This is a genomic window from Acinetobacter sp. ACIN00229 (genome assembly GCF_016106645.1).
Classification (GTDB): Bacteria; Pseudomonadota; Gammaproteobacteria; order Pseudomonadales; family Moraxellaceae; genus Acinetobacter; species Acinetobacter oleivorans.
Map to the genome: position 1 here is coordinate 133,262 of NZ_JADWOM010000004.1, position 15,067 is coordinate 148,328.

The following is a 15,067-nucleotide window of genomic DNA, read 5'->3' on the forward strand; positions in this document are numbered from 1 at the left end:
CACGACTCATAAGCTGTCATTTTGTTAGAATACTAATATTAGATATTCTTGAATTAACTTGGATGTCTATCATAAAGAATCAAATATTTGATCATTCACAATACGACCATTGTTTAAAGCAATAATACGGTCTACAGAGGAAATTGTTTCTGGACGATGAGCAATAATAATTCGAGTAATATTTAATGACTTAATCATGCTATTAATTTCTTTCTCTTTAATAATATCTAGATGACTCGTTGCTTCATCTAAAAATAGGATTTTGGGTTTTCTATATAGAGCTCTTGCTAATAAAATTCTTTGTTTTTGTCCTCCCGACAGAATATTTCCCATATCTCCCACTAATGTTTGATAACCCATTGGCATCGCTATAATTTCATCGTGTACTGATGCCATCTTTGAACATTGTTCTACCCAATCTTGTTGGGCACTATCATCAAAAAAACTAATATTTTCTAGAATGGAACCCGCAAATAAAACATCATCTTGGGCAACATAGGCAATAAAACTTCTAAGTTTATTGGGACCCATATTCTTTATACTTTGCCCGCCAATTTTAATTTCACCATGCTCAGGGGATAAATTGCCTAATAGCAGATTCATAAACGTGGTTTTGCCACAACCTGTTGGACCAACAATCGCGACTGATTGTCCTTCTGGAATCTTAAGATCAACACCGTGGATAATCCAAGATTCATCTTCTGAATACCTGAATCTGAGTGATTTAATTTTAATTTCAGTTTTTTGTAGTTCTGATGATTCGGTAACAAATAAATCGCTATCTGATTTTTCTTGATCTGTAAGAACGATGTCCGCTAGACGTTCGCCATGTAAACTGAGCATCTTTACTTCAATATATTTATCAATCAGAGAGCTGACTCGGCCACCGAACTGATTCTTATAGGCAATAAAGGCCATTAATATACCAACAGTAAATTCACCCTCAATGACTAGAGTTGCGCCCAACCATACGATAATAATATTCTGTAATCCAAACAATAATGTATTTACAAACCCAAACATGAGACTAAGTTTTTGTGTAGTTAATCCTGCGTTAATTTGGTTTACAAACAGACTTAACCATGTAGCTTGACGATAGTCCTGCTTTTCAAATTGTTTGATGGTTTTGATGCCACGCATGGTTTCCATAAAATGGGTATTTTGTTTTGCAGCATGGACAATTTGATCTTCTGTCGCTCGTCTTAAGGGGTGATACCAAATCCAACGAATAATTGCATATAACAGCATAGTGAGCACAGCGATCCATGCTAATGTTGAACTATATATGAACATTAAAATTAATGTAAAAATCGTCATCAGGCCATCTAGAATGGCTGTAAGAAATGATGTTGTTAATGTCCTTTGGATTGAATCAATGGAGCCAAATCTAGAAATAATATCGCCGAGATGGCGTTTCTGAAAAAAATTGGTCGGTAAGTTAATGAGATGATGAAAAATATTGGCTTTCCATTGTACATTCAATGTAGTTGCCATATGCATAACTACCCATGCTTGTAATAAACTGATTAAGCTACTCAATAACATCAATAGCCCAAATCCAACTGCCAATGTTGTGAGTAAGTTTAGATCAGCAGAAACAATCGCGTGGTCAATTACCCATTGCATGAAAAATGGGCTGATCAGTGAGAATACTTCTAATACTAAAGCAAGGATAATAATTTGCCCTAAAGATTTCCATAGCCCACTAATTTCACCAAATAATTTAAAAATGCGAATACTTGTTTTATCTTTTTTTTCTTCAAAATTAGAATCAGGCCATAACTCTAAACCGATACCTGTAAAATGTGATGAAGCCTGATCATAGGTAAACACTTTTTCGCCAAAAGCTGGATTAACAATTGTTATTTTTGTTGCTGATACATTCTTTAGAACCACAAAATGATTTAAATCCCAATGTAAAATACATGGCAGCCTTAATTGATTTAATTCATCTAGTTCAAGTTTGAGAGGGCGGGTCGTGAGGTGCAATTTATTGGCAATCTTAACCAAAGTCGTAAGCGTTGCTCCTTTTTGAGATATAGGATACTTCTGCCTCAAGGTTAAAAGATCTGATTCATAACCATAATAACCTGCAATCATTGCGAGGCAGGCGAGTCCACATTCTGATGATTCTGTTTGTAATATTACTGGAACTTTTCGACCAAGACCTAAAGATAAACGATCAAGATAACGCATGGACTATAGTTTTCCTGTAATACTAAATAATGGTTCTAGAACCCACTCATACAATTTACGTTTTTCATGCATGATATCGCCTTCAAGAGTCATTCCTACTTGTAAAGGCATATCGTGGCCATAAGCTTTCACCATTTGCTTATCGAGTTTTGCTCTTACCAAATACACAGGTTCATTATTAAGTTGTTCTTGTGGTGAAATAATTCCAATCGTTTGTAAATCCTGACTGGCTAATGCCGTTTTTGCTACAGATAAGACCTGTGCTTTTGCATGACCAAATTTTTGATAAGGGTATGCTTGATAACGTAGTAAGACCGGATCCCCCTCTTTGATAAATCCAATTGCTCTACTAGGCACATAAAGCTGTGCAATCAATGGTATATTTTCGGGAAGAATCGTCAATAATGGCTTAGATAAGTCAGCAAATTGTCCAACTTCGGCATTAATCGTACCTATAACACCAGATGAGTTCGCCTGTATGGCAATATGCTGTCTAGATTGCATTTCGATTAATTCTTGCGTATTACTCGATAACAAACGTTCTAGCTGCTCGATCTCATTATTTTGCTTATTTTTCAGTCCTGATAAGTTAATTTGCTGCTCTGTGAGCTGTTTTTCTAATGATACTTTTTCACGTTGTAATGATTCATATTGAGCCAACTGATCTAGATAGTCTATTTTTCTTGCTTCAAATTCTTCATGAGAAATTGCATTCTCATTAAGAATATTGCCATAACGTTGTTGATTTCTTTTTGCCAGATTGACACGCTCCTGTTGATTGGCAATTAAATTTTTAATTTTATCCAAGGTTCCATTAAGCAAACTAATCTGATTGTTGATTGTTCGTTTTTCATCTTGATGAATAAAATGCATTCGAGTTATTTCATTTCGTAAAGATTGTTCCTTTAATTGTGTTTGCTTTGCTAAAGCATCAGCGATGCTACCTTGTTCGCCATAACTTGCAGTTGAAATGGTAAAAAGGATATCACCTTTTTGAACGGTTTGTCCTTCATATACATTCTTCTTTAGAATCGTACCTGATTGTGTTGTATAAACCTGTATCAGCCCTGATTGCGGAATGAGTTGGCCCTGTACCGTACTACGTTTGGTATAGCTTCCCCATATTGCAAAAGCTATTATTACCAAAGCAATACATAAGGCACAGATCGTGAAAAAGGTGAAACTAAATGGACGGGCTAGAATGATATTGCCTGTCCATGTAGTCTGTTTTGCATCGAGTGCTTCTTTTCGAAATAAATTTGAACTCATTTATAGTTTTACATAACCAGCTCAATAATATTTTCTACGGATAGTCGAAATAACAATTTATTTATTTTTTCTGAAGGATATTCTTTAAATTGGTCTAAAATATTTTTTACTTTTGAATAGGGGTGCTGAAATAAGTATTGAATTAAATTCAAACTAATAGCATCTATATTAATTTTATTGCCATTTATAATCACAAAACCTTCATTAAAGTAATACAGTAAGTTTGCATTCAAAAATAGTTTTTGATTGCTATCCAATTGGCTTACTTTTCCATTACCCAATACATCTAGTGATAACATAGATGGTATCGATTGCTCTGCCATGTGGTGCATCATAAAGCTTTGATAACAGCTTTTATCTTTAATAATTTCAGCAACTTGATGACTAAGACTATCTATCATCTCCGCATCATTTTCAAAATTAGTAAAGTTCTTACGGCAGTCTAGAATACTTGGCATGACATTCTGCAACCAGCGCATGTACTCAAATCCTGTCGGTGCAAATGTTGCAACGGCTAAATGAAAGGTTTCTTCATCTAAAGGTAGAGGATCGTGCCACCAACCACGAGGAATATAAAGAATATCACCAGCCTCTAAAATCACATCCATGTAGATTTCTTCGGGTTCTTTAATATCTGGAAAATTCTTTGTTTGTTGCATGTACAACGGAAATTCAAAGTTAGGCTTTTTTAATATCCAGCGCTTTCGACCTAATAATTGCACGGCATATACATCACGCGTATCCCAATGGCCTTTATATGATGATTTTGAACTAAAAGCAGCATAACTACCTGTGAGTGTACGAGCTTCGGCGAAACTACCAATTTGCTTACTAATTTGATCAACAAATGGTTCATTTTTAATGCGATTGCGGACTAAGGTTGCACCATTTCTAAGATATTCATAGAGAACAGATGTAATACAGCGATATTCTGTTACCCCTAGGTTATCATATGTTTCCACATACTCTTTTTTAGGAACTTCATAACCATTCATTAATTTAAAGTCACGATGTTCAATATTACCACGACTATAGAGCTCATTTACATTCTTCCATGAGAATTGTGTTGAATCTATGGAGTTTTTAAATAAATAGGGCTTTTTATAAAGAAAATTGTTTTTAAAATTTTCTTTATTAATATTAAAACTTATTATCATATTCTTACAAGATTAAAAAATTAAGTTTGTACTAGATTTGGCGTGGAAAATTTTTAAGATTTATTTTTCATATTAAATCTTAAAAAATGTAAAAAAATTCCTAAAGACATACATATAAATAAATTTAAAAAACTTTCCAATGCAAGGGCAACATTGAAGTCTTTAACAAAGTAAAAAAGAATAGAAAATAAAAAGCTTATTATGAAAGATAATAATAAGCTTTCTACATAATTTTTATGAGTTGGATATTTTGCAAAAGAATATCCAGAATATATTAATAATATATTAACGAGAGTAATAGCAATAATTGTTGCTGTATCATTGTTAACATTTAATAGTCTTAAAATAGTACCTAAAATGATGCCAACAATAATGAAGATAACAACTCTAGAAAGGCCATAACCAATATATTCTAATTTCATAAATATTAATTTCTAAAAATTGATGAGATAATGACATTATCAATAATTGCCACCATCTGCGCAATACTCATTACCATCTTCTGGTTCATTTAGAGATGCGAGGAATGAGGTAGCAGTTGTAATTGCTTTCCCTGCTGGAGAGGCTGCTGCAACGCCAGATAATCCATTTTTTTCATATGCCGCAACATATGCATTCACTTGATCCACAGCCATATCCATTCCTTTAGAAAGAGACCATCCAATTAGAGCGGATCTAAAATCACTAGAAGTTACAGGTTTATTCGTATCACTAGCAGCTCCAGCTACCACGTTCATTTCTTCAAGTGTTAAAGTTCTCATAGATTTTATTTATCCTATTGGTTTTTTGCATATTATACTTAATTTTAAGACTTATTCTAGAGGGTTTTAAATATTATTCTTAATTTCGTGAGTTATTTTGAGGTAGTCATAAATTTTCAATATAAGTTTATTTGTTAAGTATTTGAATTTTATTAATATTTTATTTTTGTGTTGAAAAATCGATTTTGGTTTATATATCTGTATTTAAAAACTAGTGCTTTTTATGTGTTGTAAGGTATTTTATTTAAATTGTTTGAGCCGGTTAAATCTATCATAAACTTTTTGTAAAGAAAAAGCTATTTGTTCTAAAAAGATTATTGAGCCTGTAATTTAGCTTCTTTAAATTGAGTGGTTACAGTTGTTTGATACTGAAAATATATTTAATGAAGTTCATAGGGCCTCAATATTATTTTTAGGCTTGAACTTTTCCAGGTAGGATAATAAATAGAAGTCTATAAAGTTATTGAGTACTTTATAGTGAATAGGTTTCCAATACACAATCAATCACACTTGCAATTCATAAATAAGAAGATAAAGAGATATTACATCAGAGATATCGTTAGAATCATTAAGGAATTAACTAGCTATGTCTTAGAAGTTCAATATCTTTTATGAAAAAATACGTCTTGAAGTGGTAGCTTCCCAGTCATGGTTAGATAGTTCAGAATATAGATAAAGAAATACTGGTGGAATAACAACATGAACTATTAACTTTGTACTGAATTTTGCTAAAAAATGTCCATTCGATTCGAATATATGAATCCTAATATGGCAGTAGAAATTGAGAAATAGCCTTACTATCTTATTGGCGAATATTGAGGAAATTGTAGAGCTCTTTTAAATAAAATCTACCTTTACTATTAGGCAATCTCCTTAAATTTTTAGTTTGAAAAAAGTAGTGCAATGAAGCTGAAAAAATACCCCTCTGAATACCATCGTCATGAATCTCCGTGAATAAGTAGCGAAAAGAGTTCAATTATTTTTTTAATTGCAATACAAGATTGTAGGCTACAGTTTTGGAAATTGTCTCTGCTACAGAAAACTCTTATGGTGGTGTGAAGTCTAAAGTCTGTTTATGATAAAGCATCTGTTTTCCTGTCTGTTTGTCTTTAAAAATAAACTCATTATGTGCATGAGAATATTCTTGGCCATATAGTGGCCCACCAAGACACTTTAATCACGCACTGAATTATCCTTAAATTTACTTAATGATTAGTTTAATAGGCTAATCTAATGAAAAACATTAACAATGCCTAGCTGCTTTAAATGATATAGGGGGATGTTTTTGGGACTTATTCAAAGAGTGCGTGATTGAAGCGAACAAACTTCTAGTATTAGATGCTTCTAGCAGCATTAAGCTGATCCACAAAGATGATTAGAAGGGAGAGGATATATCACTTAATTTCTGCTGCATAAAATCAATGAGTGCTCTTGTTTTAGCGGGTAAGTAACGGCGATTTGAATAAAGTGCGAACAATTGCAATGGAGCTGCCGATTGTTCAAATTTAATCTCGATTAAACGTCCATCGCTAATGTAAGGTTGGCATGCTTGTTGGGATAGAATTGCAAAACCGACACCTGCTACAGCAGCTTGTCCGGCCATCTCTCCACTATTTACCCGATAATGTCCTTTAACTTTGATGGTCTCGAATTCCCCCTTTTTATTGACAAATTGCCAAGGAGCACCTTTAAGTGCACTTACTGTTGTAATACAGGGTAATTCTTCAAACTGCTGGATATGAGTCGGGGTGCCGTAACGCTGAATGAGGGATGGGGCTGCAACAATGGTGCAAGGGATAGTTACCAGATGGCGTGCGATGTAGTCACTGTTATCCATCTGACCACGGGTAATAATAATCGCTAAATCCAGATCATCTCGCAGAGATTCGAAACCTGACAAATTGGTAACACAGCTGATCTCAAGGTCTGGGTACTGACAGGCGAAATCGGCAATAACAGAACCCAGCAATGCAGGACCTATTTCATTGGGAATACAGATTCGCAATGGGCCTTTGAGTTGCATTTGCCGCAACGTTAATTCTGTTTCAGTTTGCTCAAGCGCCTCCAGTAATGGCTTCGCTCGGGTGTAGAGTAACTGTCCTGCCTGAGTGAGTTTCATATGTCGGGTGCTACGCTCAATGAGCTGAAGATCCAATTTTTCTTCTAACTGAGAAATACAGCGACTCACGTTTGATGTCGGCATTTCAAGGATTTTCGATGCTCCAACAAAACTTTCTCTTTCAACCACCGCAATGAACACTTTCAGGGTATTAAAATCCAGAGCAGGACGCATCAATTATCCCATATTTGATAATAATAAGTGCTATTTCTACCATATAATAAACATTATTGATAGCAGCTAAACTCGGATATCTTTCATCCATAGGTTGCTTGCTATGCTCCCAGTCATGCAGATATTTAATCATAAAGCTCTCATGCGGATAGCCCTTATAATTGCTTTTGTCCAGTTCACCAATGCACTGGAATATATGGTGTTTAACCCTGTTTTTGTTTTTATGGCAACAGATTTCGCAGTGCCTGTATCATTCTCAGGCTATGTGTCAGGCATGTACACACTAGGTGCTGTTCTTTCGGGAATTATTGCTTTTTACTGGATTGATCATTTCAATAAGAAACATTTTTTAATTGCCAATATGGCGCTACTAGGTCTACTAACACTTTTGACTACCTGCACATCCAGTTTTAGTCTTCTGCTTGCACTACGATTTTGTGCAGGGCTGGTCGGTGGTACCACAATGGGAGTGGGTATAAGTATATTAATAAACAACGCACCGCCTAACTTTCGCGGAAAAATGTTAGCCACGGTGATCGCGTCATTTTCAATAGTAAGCATTGTCGGAATGCCCACGATATTATTTTTGTGCACACATTATGGCTGGCATGTGGCTTTGTGGCTCATAAGTGCCTTGTGTGTATTGGCACTGCCATTAATTGTATCCATCATACCCCAAGACCCAGTTTCTTTAGATACGTTCCCTAAGCTGCCTCTTGATATGGAAACTTTACTGTTCGCTTCCAGTAATGCACTTGTACAGTTTAGTCCTATGCTGGTTATTCCTATTTTGGCACCCTTAATGATACAGCAGTTGGGTGCTTCTCAAGATCTACTGGCTTGGCTCTTCTTTAGCGGGGGCGTGATAGGTTATCTGTCTACAAAAATCACAGGGGCGTTAACCTCCCGTTTTTCTGCTTTAATGATGGCTACAGCTTCAACGATCTTCTTTATACTGAGTTTGCTGATACTAATTTTAGGCTATCCGCATGCGACGTTATTTATTAGTTTATTTCTCGGTGCATCTTACAGTCGTTTGGTGACATCTTCGGTGGTTTCGATTCAGTTTCCTGATGATAGACAACGAGCTGGATTTTCTTCATTACAGACCTCAATCATGTATCTGGTTACAACCATCGCATTCTTTCTGTCTGCTTTTTTATTACCTGATTGTGGCATGGCACTACAAAATCTAAACAAGTTACTGGCGATATCCGCAATTTCCGCAGCAGTGTTTCCAATTCTCGTTATTATTCTGCAAAAGAAACTGGCTAAACGTTTTCTACCAACATAATTTTAAAGTTGTTATTTTCGATCCATTAAAAGAACAACGACTAATATAAGATAAAAAACTGATGGATATTAGCTATCCATCAGTTTGAGTTCTATTTATAAATCACGAGCAACTAAAGTTAAAATGTCGTAAGTTGCGACAAGTTCACCGCGTTGGTTTTTGACTTTAATATCCCACACCACAACGCCATGCGCAGGCTGAGACGGGTCTTTTTGTGGTTTAGGCGTTTTTTGTTTGCAGGTCAATTCAACCTGGATTGAATCACCAATTTTAACTGGTTCAACAAAGCGTAAGTTGTCCATACCGTAATTGGCAATAACCGGACCTTGTGCTGCATCTACAAATAGACCTGCTGCGGCAGACACAATGAAGTAGCCATGTGCAACACGCTCACCAAAGAAAGATTCGGCAGCTGCAATTTTGTCGGTATGTGCATAGAAGTAGTCACCGCTTAAACCAGCAAAGTTAACAATATCTGCTTCGCTTACGGTGCGACGCGCCGTTAATAAACGTTCACCAATCACTAATTCATCAAACGACTTTTTAAATGGATGTACACGGTCTTCGTTAACTTTCGAGCCAGCAGTCCACGAATGGGTAATTTGCGTCAAGCTATTTGGAGAACCTTGAATTGCAGTGCGCTGCATATAATGTTTGACGGCGCGAATACCACCTAACTCTTCACCGCCACCTGCACGACCAGGTCCGCCATGTACAAGATGAGGCAGTGGTGAACCATGTCCTGTACTTTCTTTTGCTGACTCTGCATCGAGTACATGGACACGGCCATGCCAAGGGGCAATTTTTTGAATAATCTGTTCAATATTCTCATCGTTATTTTTAACGACTGAAGCCACTAAGCTACCTTCGCCACGTGAAACAAGGTCGGCCAATTCTTCAATGTTGCTATATGGCATGAGGGTACATACAGGGCCGAAAGCTTCTGTGGTATGAACATGTGTCGCTTGTAAAGGTTGCTCACATAACAATAAAGTTGGAGCGAAAAAAGCACCTTTTTCAGGTTGGTCTGCATTAAATTTAAAGGACTCGCTGCCACCAAAAACAATTTTTGCGTCTTTGCTGAGCTCGGCAACTTTTTCTGCAACATCATGTTTTTGTTTAATGCTCGCTAAAGCGCCCATGGTGGTTTCTTCTTTTTGCGGGTCACCCACCACAACTTTAGCAAGTTTAGCAGTTAGCTTCCCTTGTACAGTAGTTAACAAGTTGTCAGGAACGAAAGCACGGCGAATCGCAGTACATTTTTGGCCTGCTTTTGTGGTCATTTCTCGGAAGACTTCACGCACAAATAAATCGACAGTTTCTTCATTTGCATCAGGGCTTAAAATTGCACTGTTTACCGAGTCGGCTTCCATGCTAAATGGAATCGAATATTTATTGAGGTGAGGGTGGTTACGTAGTTTTTGACCTGTGTATGCAGAACCTGTAAACGTAACACAGTCTTGAGGGCCTAAGTGGTCGAACAAGTCATAAGTCTGGCCGCAAATCAGTTGTAACGAGCCTTTTGGTAATACATGTGCTTCTTCAATCGCTTTTACAACAGCTTGAGTTAATTGAGAGCCATCGGTTGCTGGTTTAACAATACATGGCACACCTGCAAGTAGAGTCGGTGCAATCTTTTCAAGCATTCCCCAAATTGGGAAGTTAAATGCATTAATGTGAACTGCAACACCCGCTTTAGGACTTAAAATGTGCTTAGCGCCGAAAGTGCCATTTTTAGAGAGTTGAATCCAGCTGTCTTCGGTAATAATTTTTTCATCATTAAGTTCACGACGAACCAGACTCGAATAAGCGAATAAGGTCTGAATACCGCCTTCAATATCAATCCATGCATCTTTACGAGTTGCACCTGTTGCATAAGCAAGTTTGTAGAACTCTTCTTTACGCTCAAGTAAATGTTGGGCAATTTGTTTTAATGCATTAGCACGTTGGTGGAATGTCCAGTTAGCCAGTTCTGAACCATTTTGTTTGGCATATTGAACAACACGTTTCATATCAATGCCATGACTACTTACGGTATAAATCGCTTCACCTGTAATAGCATGATAAACAGGGCGCAGTTCTTCACTGGTCGAATGCCATGTTCCATAGACAGAAGAAGCAAGATGAGGCAGTTGATGCTCAGACTGCTGAAAATCTGTGTCAGTTGAGGTTCCTTCTAGGTGTGTTTGTTCAAGCATGACCAAACTCCTTTTTTATGTGATACATCAATTATAAAAATTGCAAAAATATGATTCATAATTTCAGATTAATTTGTCTAAAAGTCAACTTTATTTTGATTTATAAAAGTAAAAAGGTTTTTTACAATTAGTTTAAATTTAATAATTTCAATAATTTGTTGTGTTTTATTATTGGTAATTTAATTTGATACTAAAAAAGTGGTTGACTTTGTTTTTAGTGTATCGAAAAATAGATTTAAGGGTGATGCCTACAGGGAATGAAAGAATGGAAAACAATTACCAGAAATTTGAACAAAATATTGCCAATGAAATTACGATCGAGGCTAAGGATCAAATGCCCGATGCCTACCGCAAAACATTGATTCGTCAAATCGGGCAACATGGCCATTCTGAAATTGTAGGTATGTTGCCTGAAGGGAACTGGATTACTCGTGCGCCAACTTTAAAACGTAAAGCGGTTTTGCTCGCGAAGGTACAAGATGAAGCAGGCCATGGTTTGTATTTGTATAGCGCAGCAGAAACTTTAGGTGCTGACCGTGATGACATGATGGAAAAGTTGATTGATGGGAAAATGAAATACTCATCAATTTTTAACTATCCAACTTTGACTTGGGCAGATGTTGCTGCAATTGGATGGCTTGTCGATGGGGCAGCCATTGTGAACCAAGTTGCGCTTTGTCGTACCTCTTACGGGCCATATGCACGTGCAATGGTACGTATTTGTAAAGAAGAAAGTTTCCACCAACGCCAAGGTTTTGAAGCCATGATGGCTTTAGCAGGCGGTACACCAGAACAAAAACAGATGGCACAAGATGCGGTAAATCGCTACTGGTGGCCAGCACTTATGATGTTTGGTCCTAGTGATGAGCATTCTCCAAACAGCGCACAAAGCATGGCGTGGAAAATCAAACGCTTTAGTAACGATGAATTACGTCAAAAATTTGTCGATAACACTGTGCCGCAAATTTTACAGCTAGGTTTGGAAGTTCCAGACCCAGATTTAAAAATGAATGAAGAAACAGGTCACTACGAGTTTGGCGAGATCGACTGGCACGAATTTAATGAAGTGATTGCCGGACGTGGACCATGTAATCACGAGCGTATAGAAGCACGCCGTAAAGCATGGGAAAACGGCAAATGGGTTCGTGATGCAGCCGTGGTCTATGCGAAAAAACAGCAGCTTGAAGCGAACAAAGTGGCTTAACAAGATTTATGGAAAAATTTGAGGAAATCAAAATGGAAGATAAAAACAACTGGTCGCTCTACGAAGTATTTGTACGTAGTAAACAAGGTTTAAGCCACCGACACGTAGGCAGCTTAAGAGCACCTGATGATGAAATCGCATTGCAACATGCTCGTGATGTTTATACACGTCGTAATGAAGGAATTAGCATTTGGGTGGTTCGCTCTGAACTGATTAAGTCATCACAGCCAGATGAAAAAGCTGAATTTTTCGATCCTTCTTTAGACAAGGTTTATCGTCATCCGACGTTTTACCATATCCCAGATGGCATTGAGCATATGTAAGGGAGATGACACATGAATCATTCAGTTTTATCTAAATTCTTATTACATATTGGCGACAGTCAACTGGTTTTATCTCAGCGTTTAGCTGAATGGTGCGGGCATGCACCTGAGCTTGAAGTTGATATTGCTTTAGCAAATATCGGTTTGGACTTGTTAGGACAGGCAAGAAACTTTCTGACGTTGGCAGGTCAATATGATGAAGCTAAACGTGATGAAGACCAGCTTGCATATTTCCGTACAGAACGTGAGTTTCTAAACCTTTTGTTGTGTGAACAACCGAATGGTGATTTTGCACAAACGATTGTACGCCAGTGGTTGATGGACCATTACCATCTTCATTTATTTACTGCTTTAACCCAAAGCTCGCTTCCAGAAGTCAGTGCGCTTGCAGTGAAATCTTTAAAAGAAGTGAAGTATCACATCCGTTTTTCGACTAGCTGGATGGAACGTTTAGGTTTAAGCACAGATGAAGCGCATCAACGTGTGCAAGATGGATTAAATAATTTATGGCGTTTTACTGCTGAATTATTTGAACTCAATGCAGATGAACAAGCATTAGTTGCAGAAGGCGTGATTCCAGATTTTTCAAATGAAAAAGAACAATGGAACCAGACCATTGCAGATGAGCTTAAACGCTTTGAATTAAACGTTGCTGTGAACGGTGCTTATCGCCGTGGTGCAAAACAAGGATTGCATACCGAGCATTTAGGTTATTTGTTGGCTGAAATGCAAAGTATTCAAAGAACTTATCCAGGCATGACCTGGTAAGACAAGGAGGTGAGCCATGCAAATGATTCGTCATTGCATCGACCAATGTTGGGATGTTCTACAAACGGTAAGTGACCCTGAAATTCCGGTTTTATCAGTTGTGGATTTAGGCATGATTCGTGGCGTAGACATTAACGATCAACAAGAAATTGTAGTTCGTCTAACGCCAACATATAGCGGTTGCCCAGCAACAGATATGTTGAAAGCACAAATTGTTGAGGCATTTACCGCAGAAGCTTTGACACCGGTCAAAGTGATGGTCGATTTATCAGAAGCATGGACCACGGACTGGATGTCTGAGGCGGGTAAAAAGAAACTGCAAGTTTATGGCATTGCGCCACCTGAAGGGTTGGCACATCAGTGCGGTACGCATGTTCACTTAAATGATGGTGTCGAGTGCCCACGTTGTAAAAGCCGACATACCCGACTGTTAACAGAGTTTAGTTCTACTGCCTGTAAAGCACTTTATAAATGTCAGGACTGTCTTGAGCCTTTTGATTACTTCAAATGTATTTAAGTCTTTAGATAAGGAAATCAGCCATGAGCCAATTTGTACCATTAAAAGTAAAAAGTATTACGCCTCAAACCGATCAGGCAATTTGTATTGCATTTGACGTTGTACCTGAACAACAAGAACAATTTCAATTTCAACCGGGGCAACACTTAACCATTCGCCATTTAACAGACGCTGGTGAAATCCGCCGTTGTTATTCAATTTGTAGCTATGCAGGTAAAGAAGACATCAGTATTGCGGTTAAAAAAATTGACCAAGGTCAATTTTCAAACTGGGCAAACGATCATTTAAAAGTGGGTGATGTGCTGGAAGTGATGCCACCACAAGGCGTGTTTTTTCAAAAAGCAGCAAAGGCAGGTGGTCAAAACTTTTTAGGCGTTGCTGCGGGCAGTGGTATTACCCCAATTTTATCGATTGTTAAGCAAGTTTTATTTGAACAAGCTGAAGCTAAATTTACCTTGCTCTATGGCAATCGCTCATGGAAACAAACCATGTTTGCCGAGCAAATTATGGATTTGAAAGATCAGTTTAAAGAACGTTTTCAGCTCATCAATATTTTTTCTCGTGAGTTCAATGACAGTGAACTGATGAATGGCCGTATTGATGAAGAAAAGCTTAAACAGCTTTTTGATTTTGATGTACTTGAAACGAGTTTTGACCATGTTTTTGCATGTGGTCCAGACGAAATGATGAATGCCGTAGAAAGCACTTTGCCAAGCTATGGTATTGCAAAAGAAAAAATCCACACCGAACGTTTCCACACAGGCCAAGCGCGTAGACGTAGCGCTGAAGCTGATGCAAACCGTAAAGAAGAAAAAGTAAACATCATTTTAGATGGTCGTGAACTGATTGTGTCTGTGGCTCAGGATGATGAAAGTATTCTTGATGCGGCTTTACGCGCAGGTGCTGACTTGCCATATGCCTGTAAAGGTGGGGTGTGTGCGACTTGCCGTTGTAAAGTTGTTTCTGGTGAAGTCGATATGTTCCTTAACTATAGCCTTGAAAAAGATGAAGTTGAAAAGGGCTATGTGCTTAGCTGTCAAACCTTACCAAAAGGCCCAAATGTTCGTTTGAGTTTTGATGAGTAGAG

At 37.5% G+C, this 15,067-nt stretch carries 13 protein-coding genes and 1 pseudogene; 6 read left to right on the forward strand and 8 right to left on the reverse strand.

The window, feature by feature from the left end; translation table 11 throughout:
- Positions 1 to 69 precede the first annotated feature (69 nt).
- The 7 genes and pseudogenes from I7H67_RS04980 to I7H67_RS05010 form a co-directional block, all read right to left on the reverse strand.
- The gene (locus I7H67_RS04980) at positions 70 to 2,196 is read right to left on the reverse strand and encodes a peptidase domain-containing ABC transporter (RefSeq protein ID WP_198307245.1); all 2,127 of its coding nucleotides are present in this window, start codon (positions 2,194 to 2,196) and stop codon (positions 70 to 72) included.
- Between the two features lie 3 nt (positions 2,197 to 2,199).
- Complete coding sequence (locus I7H67_RS04985; protein ID WP_198307246.1) at positions 2,200 to 3,465, reverse strand: HlyD family secretion protein; 1,266 nt, start codon at positions 3,463 to 3,465, stop codon at positions 2,200 to 2,202.
- Positions 3,466 to 3,473: 8 nt separating this feature from the next.
- The gene (locus tag I7H67_RS04990) at positions 3,474 to 4,622 is read right to left on the reverse strand and encodes a JmjC domain-containing protein (protein ID WP_198307247.1); all 1,149 of its coding nucleotides are present in this window, start codon (positions 4,620 to 4,622) and stop codon (positions 3,474 to 3,476) included.
- Positions 4,623 to 4,675: 53 nt separating this feature from the next.
- On the reverse strand, positions 4,676 to 5,044 hold the full coding sequence (locus I7H67_RS04995; protein WP_198307248.1) for a hypothetical protein: 369 nt from the start codon (positions 5,042 to 5,044) through the stop codon (positions 4,676 to 4,678).
- Positions 5,045 to 5,083: 39 nt separating this feature from the next.
- A complete protein-coding gene (locus I7H67_RS05000; protein WP_198307249.1) occupies positions 5,084 to 5,383 on the reverse strand; it encodes a hypothetical protein in 300 nt (99 codons plus the stop codon).
- 976 nt (positions 5,384 to 6,359) lie between these two features.
- Positions 6,360 to 6,560: pseudogene (locus I7H67_RS05005) on the reverse strand (hypothetical protein); the annotation flags it as partial.
- A 198-nt stretch (positions 6,561 to 6,758) separates the two neighbouring features.
- Positions 6,759 to 7,676: a LysR family transcriptional regulator gene (locus I7H67_RS05010; protein ID WP_198307250.1), complete on the reverse strand. Its 918-nt coding sequence runs from the start codon at positions 7,674 to 7,676 to the stop codon at positions 6,759 to 6,761.
- Positions 7,677 to 7,779: 103 nt separating this feature from the next.
- On the opposite strand from I7H67_RS05010, the gene I7H67_RS05015 reads away from it, so the two are divergent.
- A complete protein-coding gene (locus I7H67_RS05015; protein WP_198307251.1) occupies positions 7,780 to 8,970 on the forward strand; it encodes an MFS transporter in 1,191 nt (396 codons plus the stop codon).
- Between the two features lie 95 nt (positions 8,971 to 9,065).
- Here the strand turns inward: I7H67_RS05015 and paaZ are convergent, their stop codons facing one another.
- On the reverse strand, positions 9,066 to 11,168 hold the full coding sequence (gene paaZ / locus I7H67_RS05020) for a phenylacetic acid degradation bifunctional protein PaaZ (RefSeq protein ID WP_198307252.1): 2,103 nt from the start codon (positions 11,166 to 11,168) through the stop codon (positions 9,066 to 9,068).
- Positions 11,169 to 11,433: 265 nt separating this feature from the next.
- Between paaZ and paaA the strand changes: the two genes are divergently transcribed.
- Genes paaA through paaE form a run of 5 tightly spaced genes read left to right on the forward strand, consistent with a single transcriptional unit; the run spans position 11,434 to position 15,065 of the window.
- The gene (gene paaA / locus I7H67_RS05025) at positions 11,434 to 12,372 is read left to right on the forward strand and encodes a 1,2-phenylacetyl-CoA epoxidase subunit PaaA (RefSeq protein ID WP_198307253.1); all 939 of its coding nucleotides are present in this window, start codon (positions 11,434 to 11,436) and stop codon (positions 12,370 to 12,372) included.
- Between the two features lie 32 nt (positions 12,373 to 12,404).
- A complete protein-coding gene (gene paaB, locus I7H67_RS05030) occupies positions 12,405 to 12,695 on the forward strand; it encodes a 1,2-phenylacetyl-CoA epoxidase subunit PaaB (protein ID WP_000389648.1) in 291 nt (96 codons plus the stop codon).
- Positions 12,696 to 12,707: 12 nt separating this feature from the next.
- Positions 12,708 to 13,463, forward strand: a complete 756-nt coding sequence (gene paaC / locus I7H67_RS05035; RefSeq protein ID WP_198307254.1) for a 1,2-phenylacetyl-CoA epoxidase subunit PaaC — start codon at positions 12,708 to 12,710, stop codon at positions 13,461 to 13,463.
- Positions 13,464 to 13,479: 16 nt separating this feature from the next.
- On the forward strand, positions 13,480 to 13,980 hold the full coding sequence (gene paaD / locus I7H67_RS05040) for a 1,2-phenylacetyl-CoA epoxidase subunit PaaD (protein WP_198307255.1): 501 nt from the start codon (positions 13,480 to 13,482) through the stop codon (positions 13,978 to 13,980).
- A gap of 23 nt (positions 13,981 to 14,003) precedes the next feature.
- A complete protein-coding gene (gene paaE, locus I7H67_RS05045) occupies positions 14,004 to 15,065 on the forward strand; it encodes a 1,2-phenylacetyl-CoA epoxidase subunit PaaE (protein ID WP_198307256.1) in 1,062 nt (353 codons plus the stop codon).
- The last annotated feature ends 2 nt before the right edge of the window (positions 15,066 to 15,067 follow it).

What these genes read in the sequence shown, in the direction of transcription:
- I7H67_RS05010 (WP_198307250.1), bottom strand. Translation starts at nt 7,676, where the DNA reads ATGCGTCCTGCTCTGGATTTTAATACCCTGAAAGTGTTCATTGCGGTG.
- paaA (WP_198307253.1), top strand. Translation starts at nt 11,434, where the DNA reads ATGGAAAACAATTACCAGAAATTTGAACAAAATATTGCCAATGAAATT.
- paaC (WP_198307254.1), top strand. Translation starts at nt 12,708, where the DNA reads ATGAATCATTCAGTTTTATCTAAATTCTTATTACATATTGGCGACAGT.
- I7H67_RS04985 (WP_198307246.1), bottom strand. Translation starts at nt 3,465, where the DNA reads ATGAGTTCAAATTTATTTCGAAAAGAAGCACTCGATGCAAAACAGACT.
- I7H67_RS05015 (WP_198307251.1), top strand. Translation starts at nt 7,780, where the DNA reads ATGCTCCCAGTCATGCAGATATTTAATCATAAAGCTCTCATGCGGATA.
- I7H67_RS04990 (WP_198307247.1), bottom strand. Translation starts at nt 4,622, where the DNA reads ATGATAATAAGTTTTAATATTAATAAAGAAAATTTTAAAAACAATTTT.
- I7H67_RS05000 (WP_198307249.1), bottom strand. Translation starts at nt 5,383, where the DNA reads ATGAGAACTTTAACACTTGAAGAAATGAACGTGGTAGCTGGAGCTGCT.
- I7H67_RS04995 (WP_198307248.1), bottom strand. Translation starts at nt 5,044, where the DNA reads ATGAAATTAGAATATATTGGTTATGGCCTTTCTAGAGTTGTTATCTTC.
- paaD (WP_198307255.1), top strand. Translation starts at nt 13,480, where the DNA reads ATGCAAATGATTCGTCATTGCATCGACCAATGTTGGGATGTTCTACAA.
- paaE (WP_198307256.1), top strand. Translation starts at nt 14,004, where the DNA reads ATGAGCCAATTTGTACCATTAAAAGTAAAAAGTATTACGCCTCAAACC.
- I7H67_RS04980 (WP_198307245.1), bottom strand. Translation starts at nt 2,196, where the DNA reads ATGCGTTATCTTGATCGTTTATCTTTAGGTCTTGGTCGAAAAGTTCCA.
- paaB (WP_000389648.1), top strand. Translation starts at nt 12,405, where the DNA reads ATGGAAGATAAAAACAACTGGTCGCTCTACGAAGTATTTGTACGTAGT.
- paaZ (WP_198307252.1), bottom strand. Translation starts at nt 11,168, where the DNA reads ATGCTTGAACAAACACACCTAGAAGGAACCTCAACTGACACAGATTTT.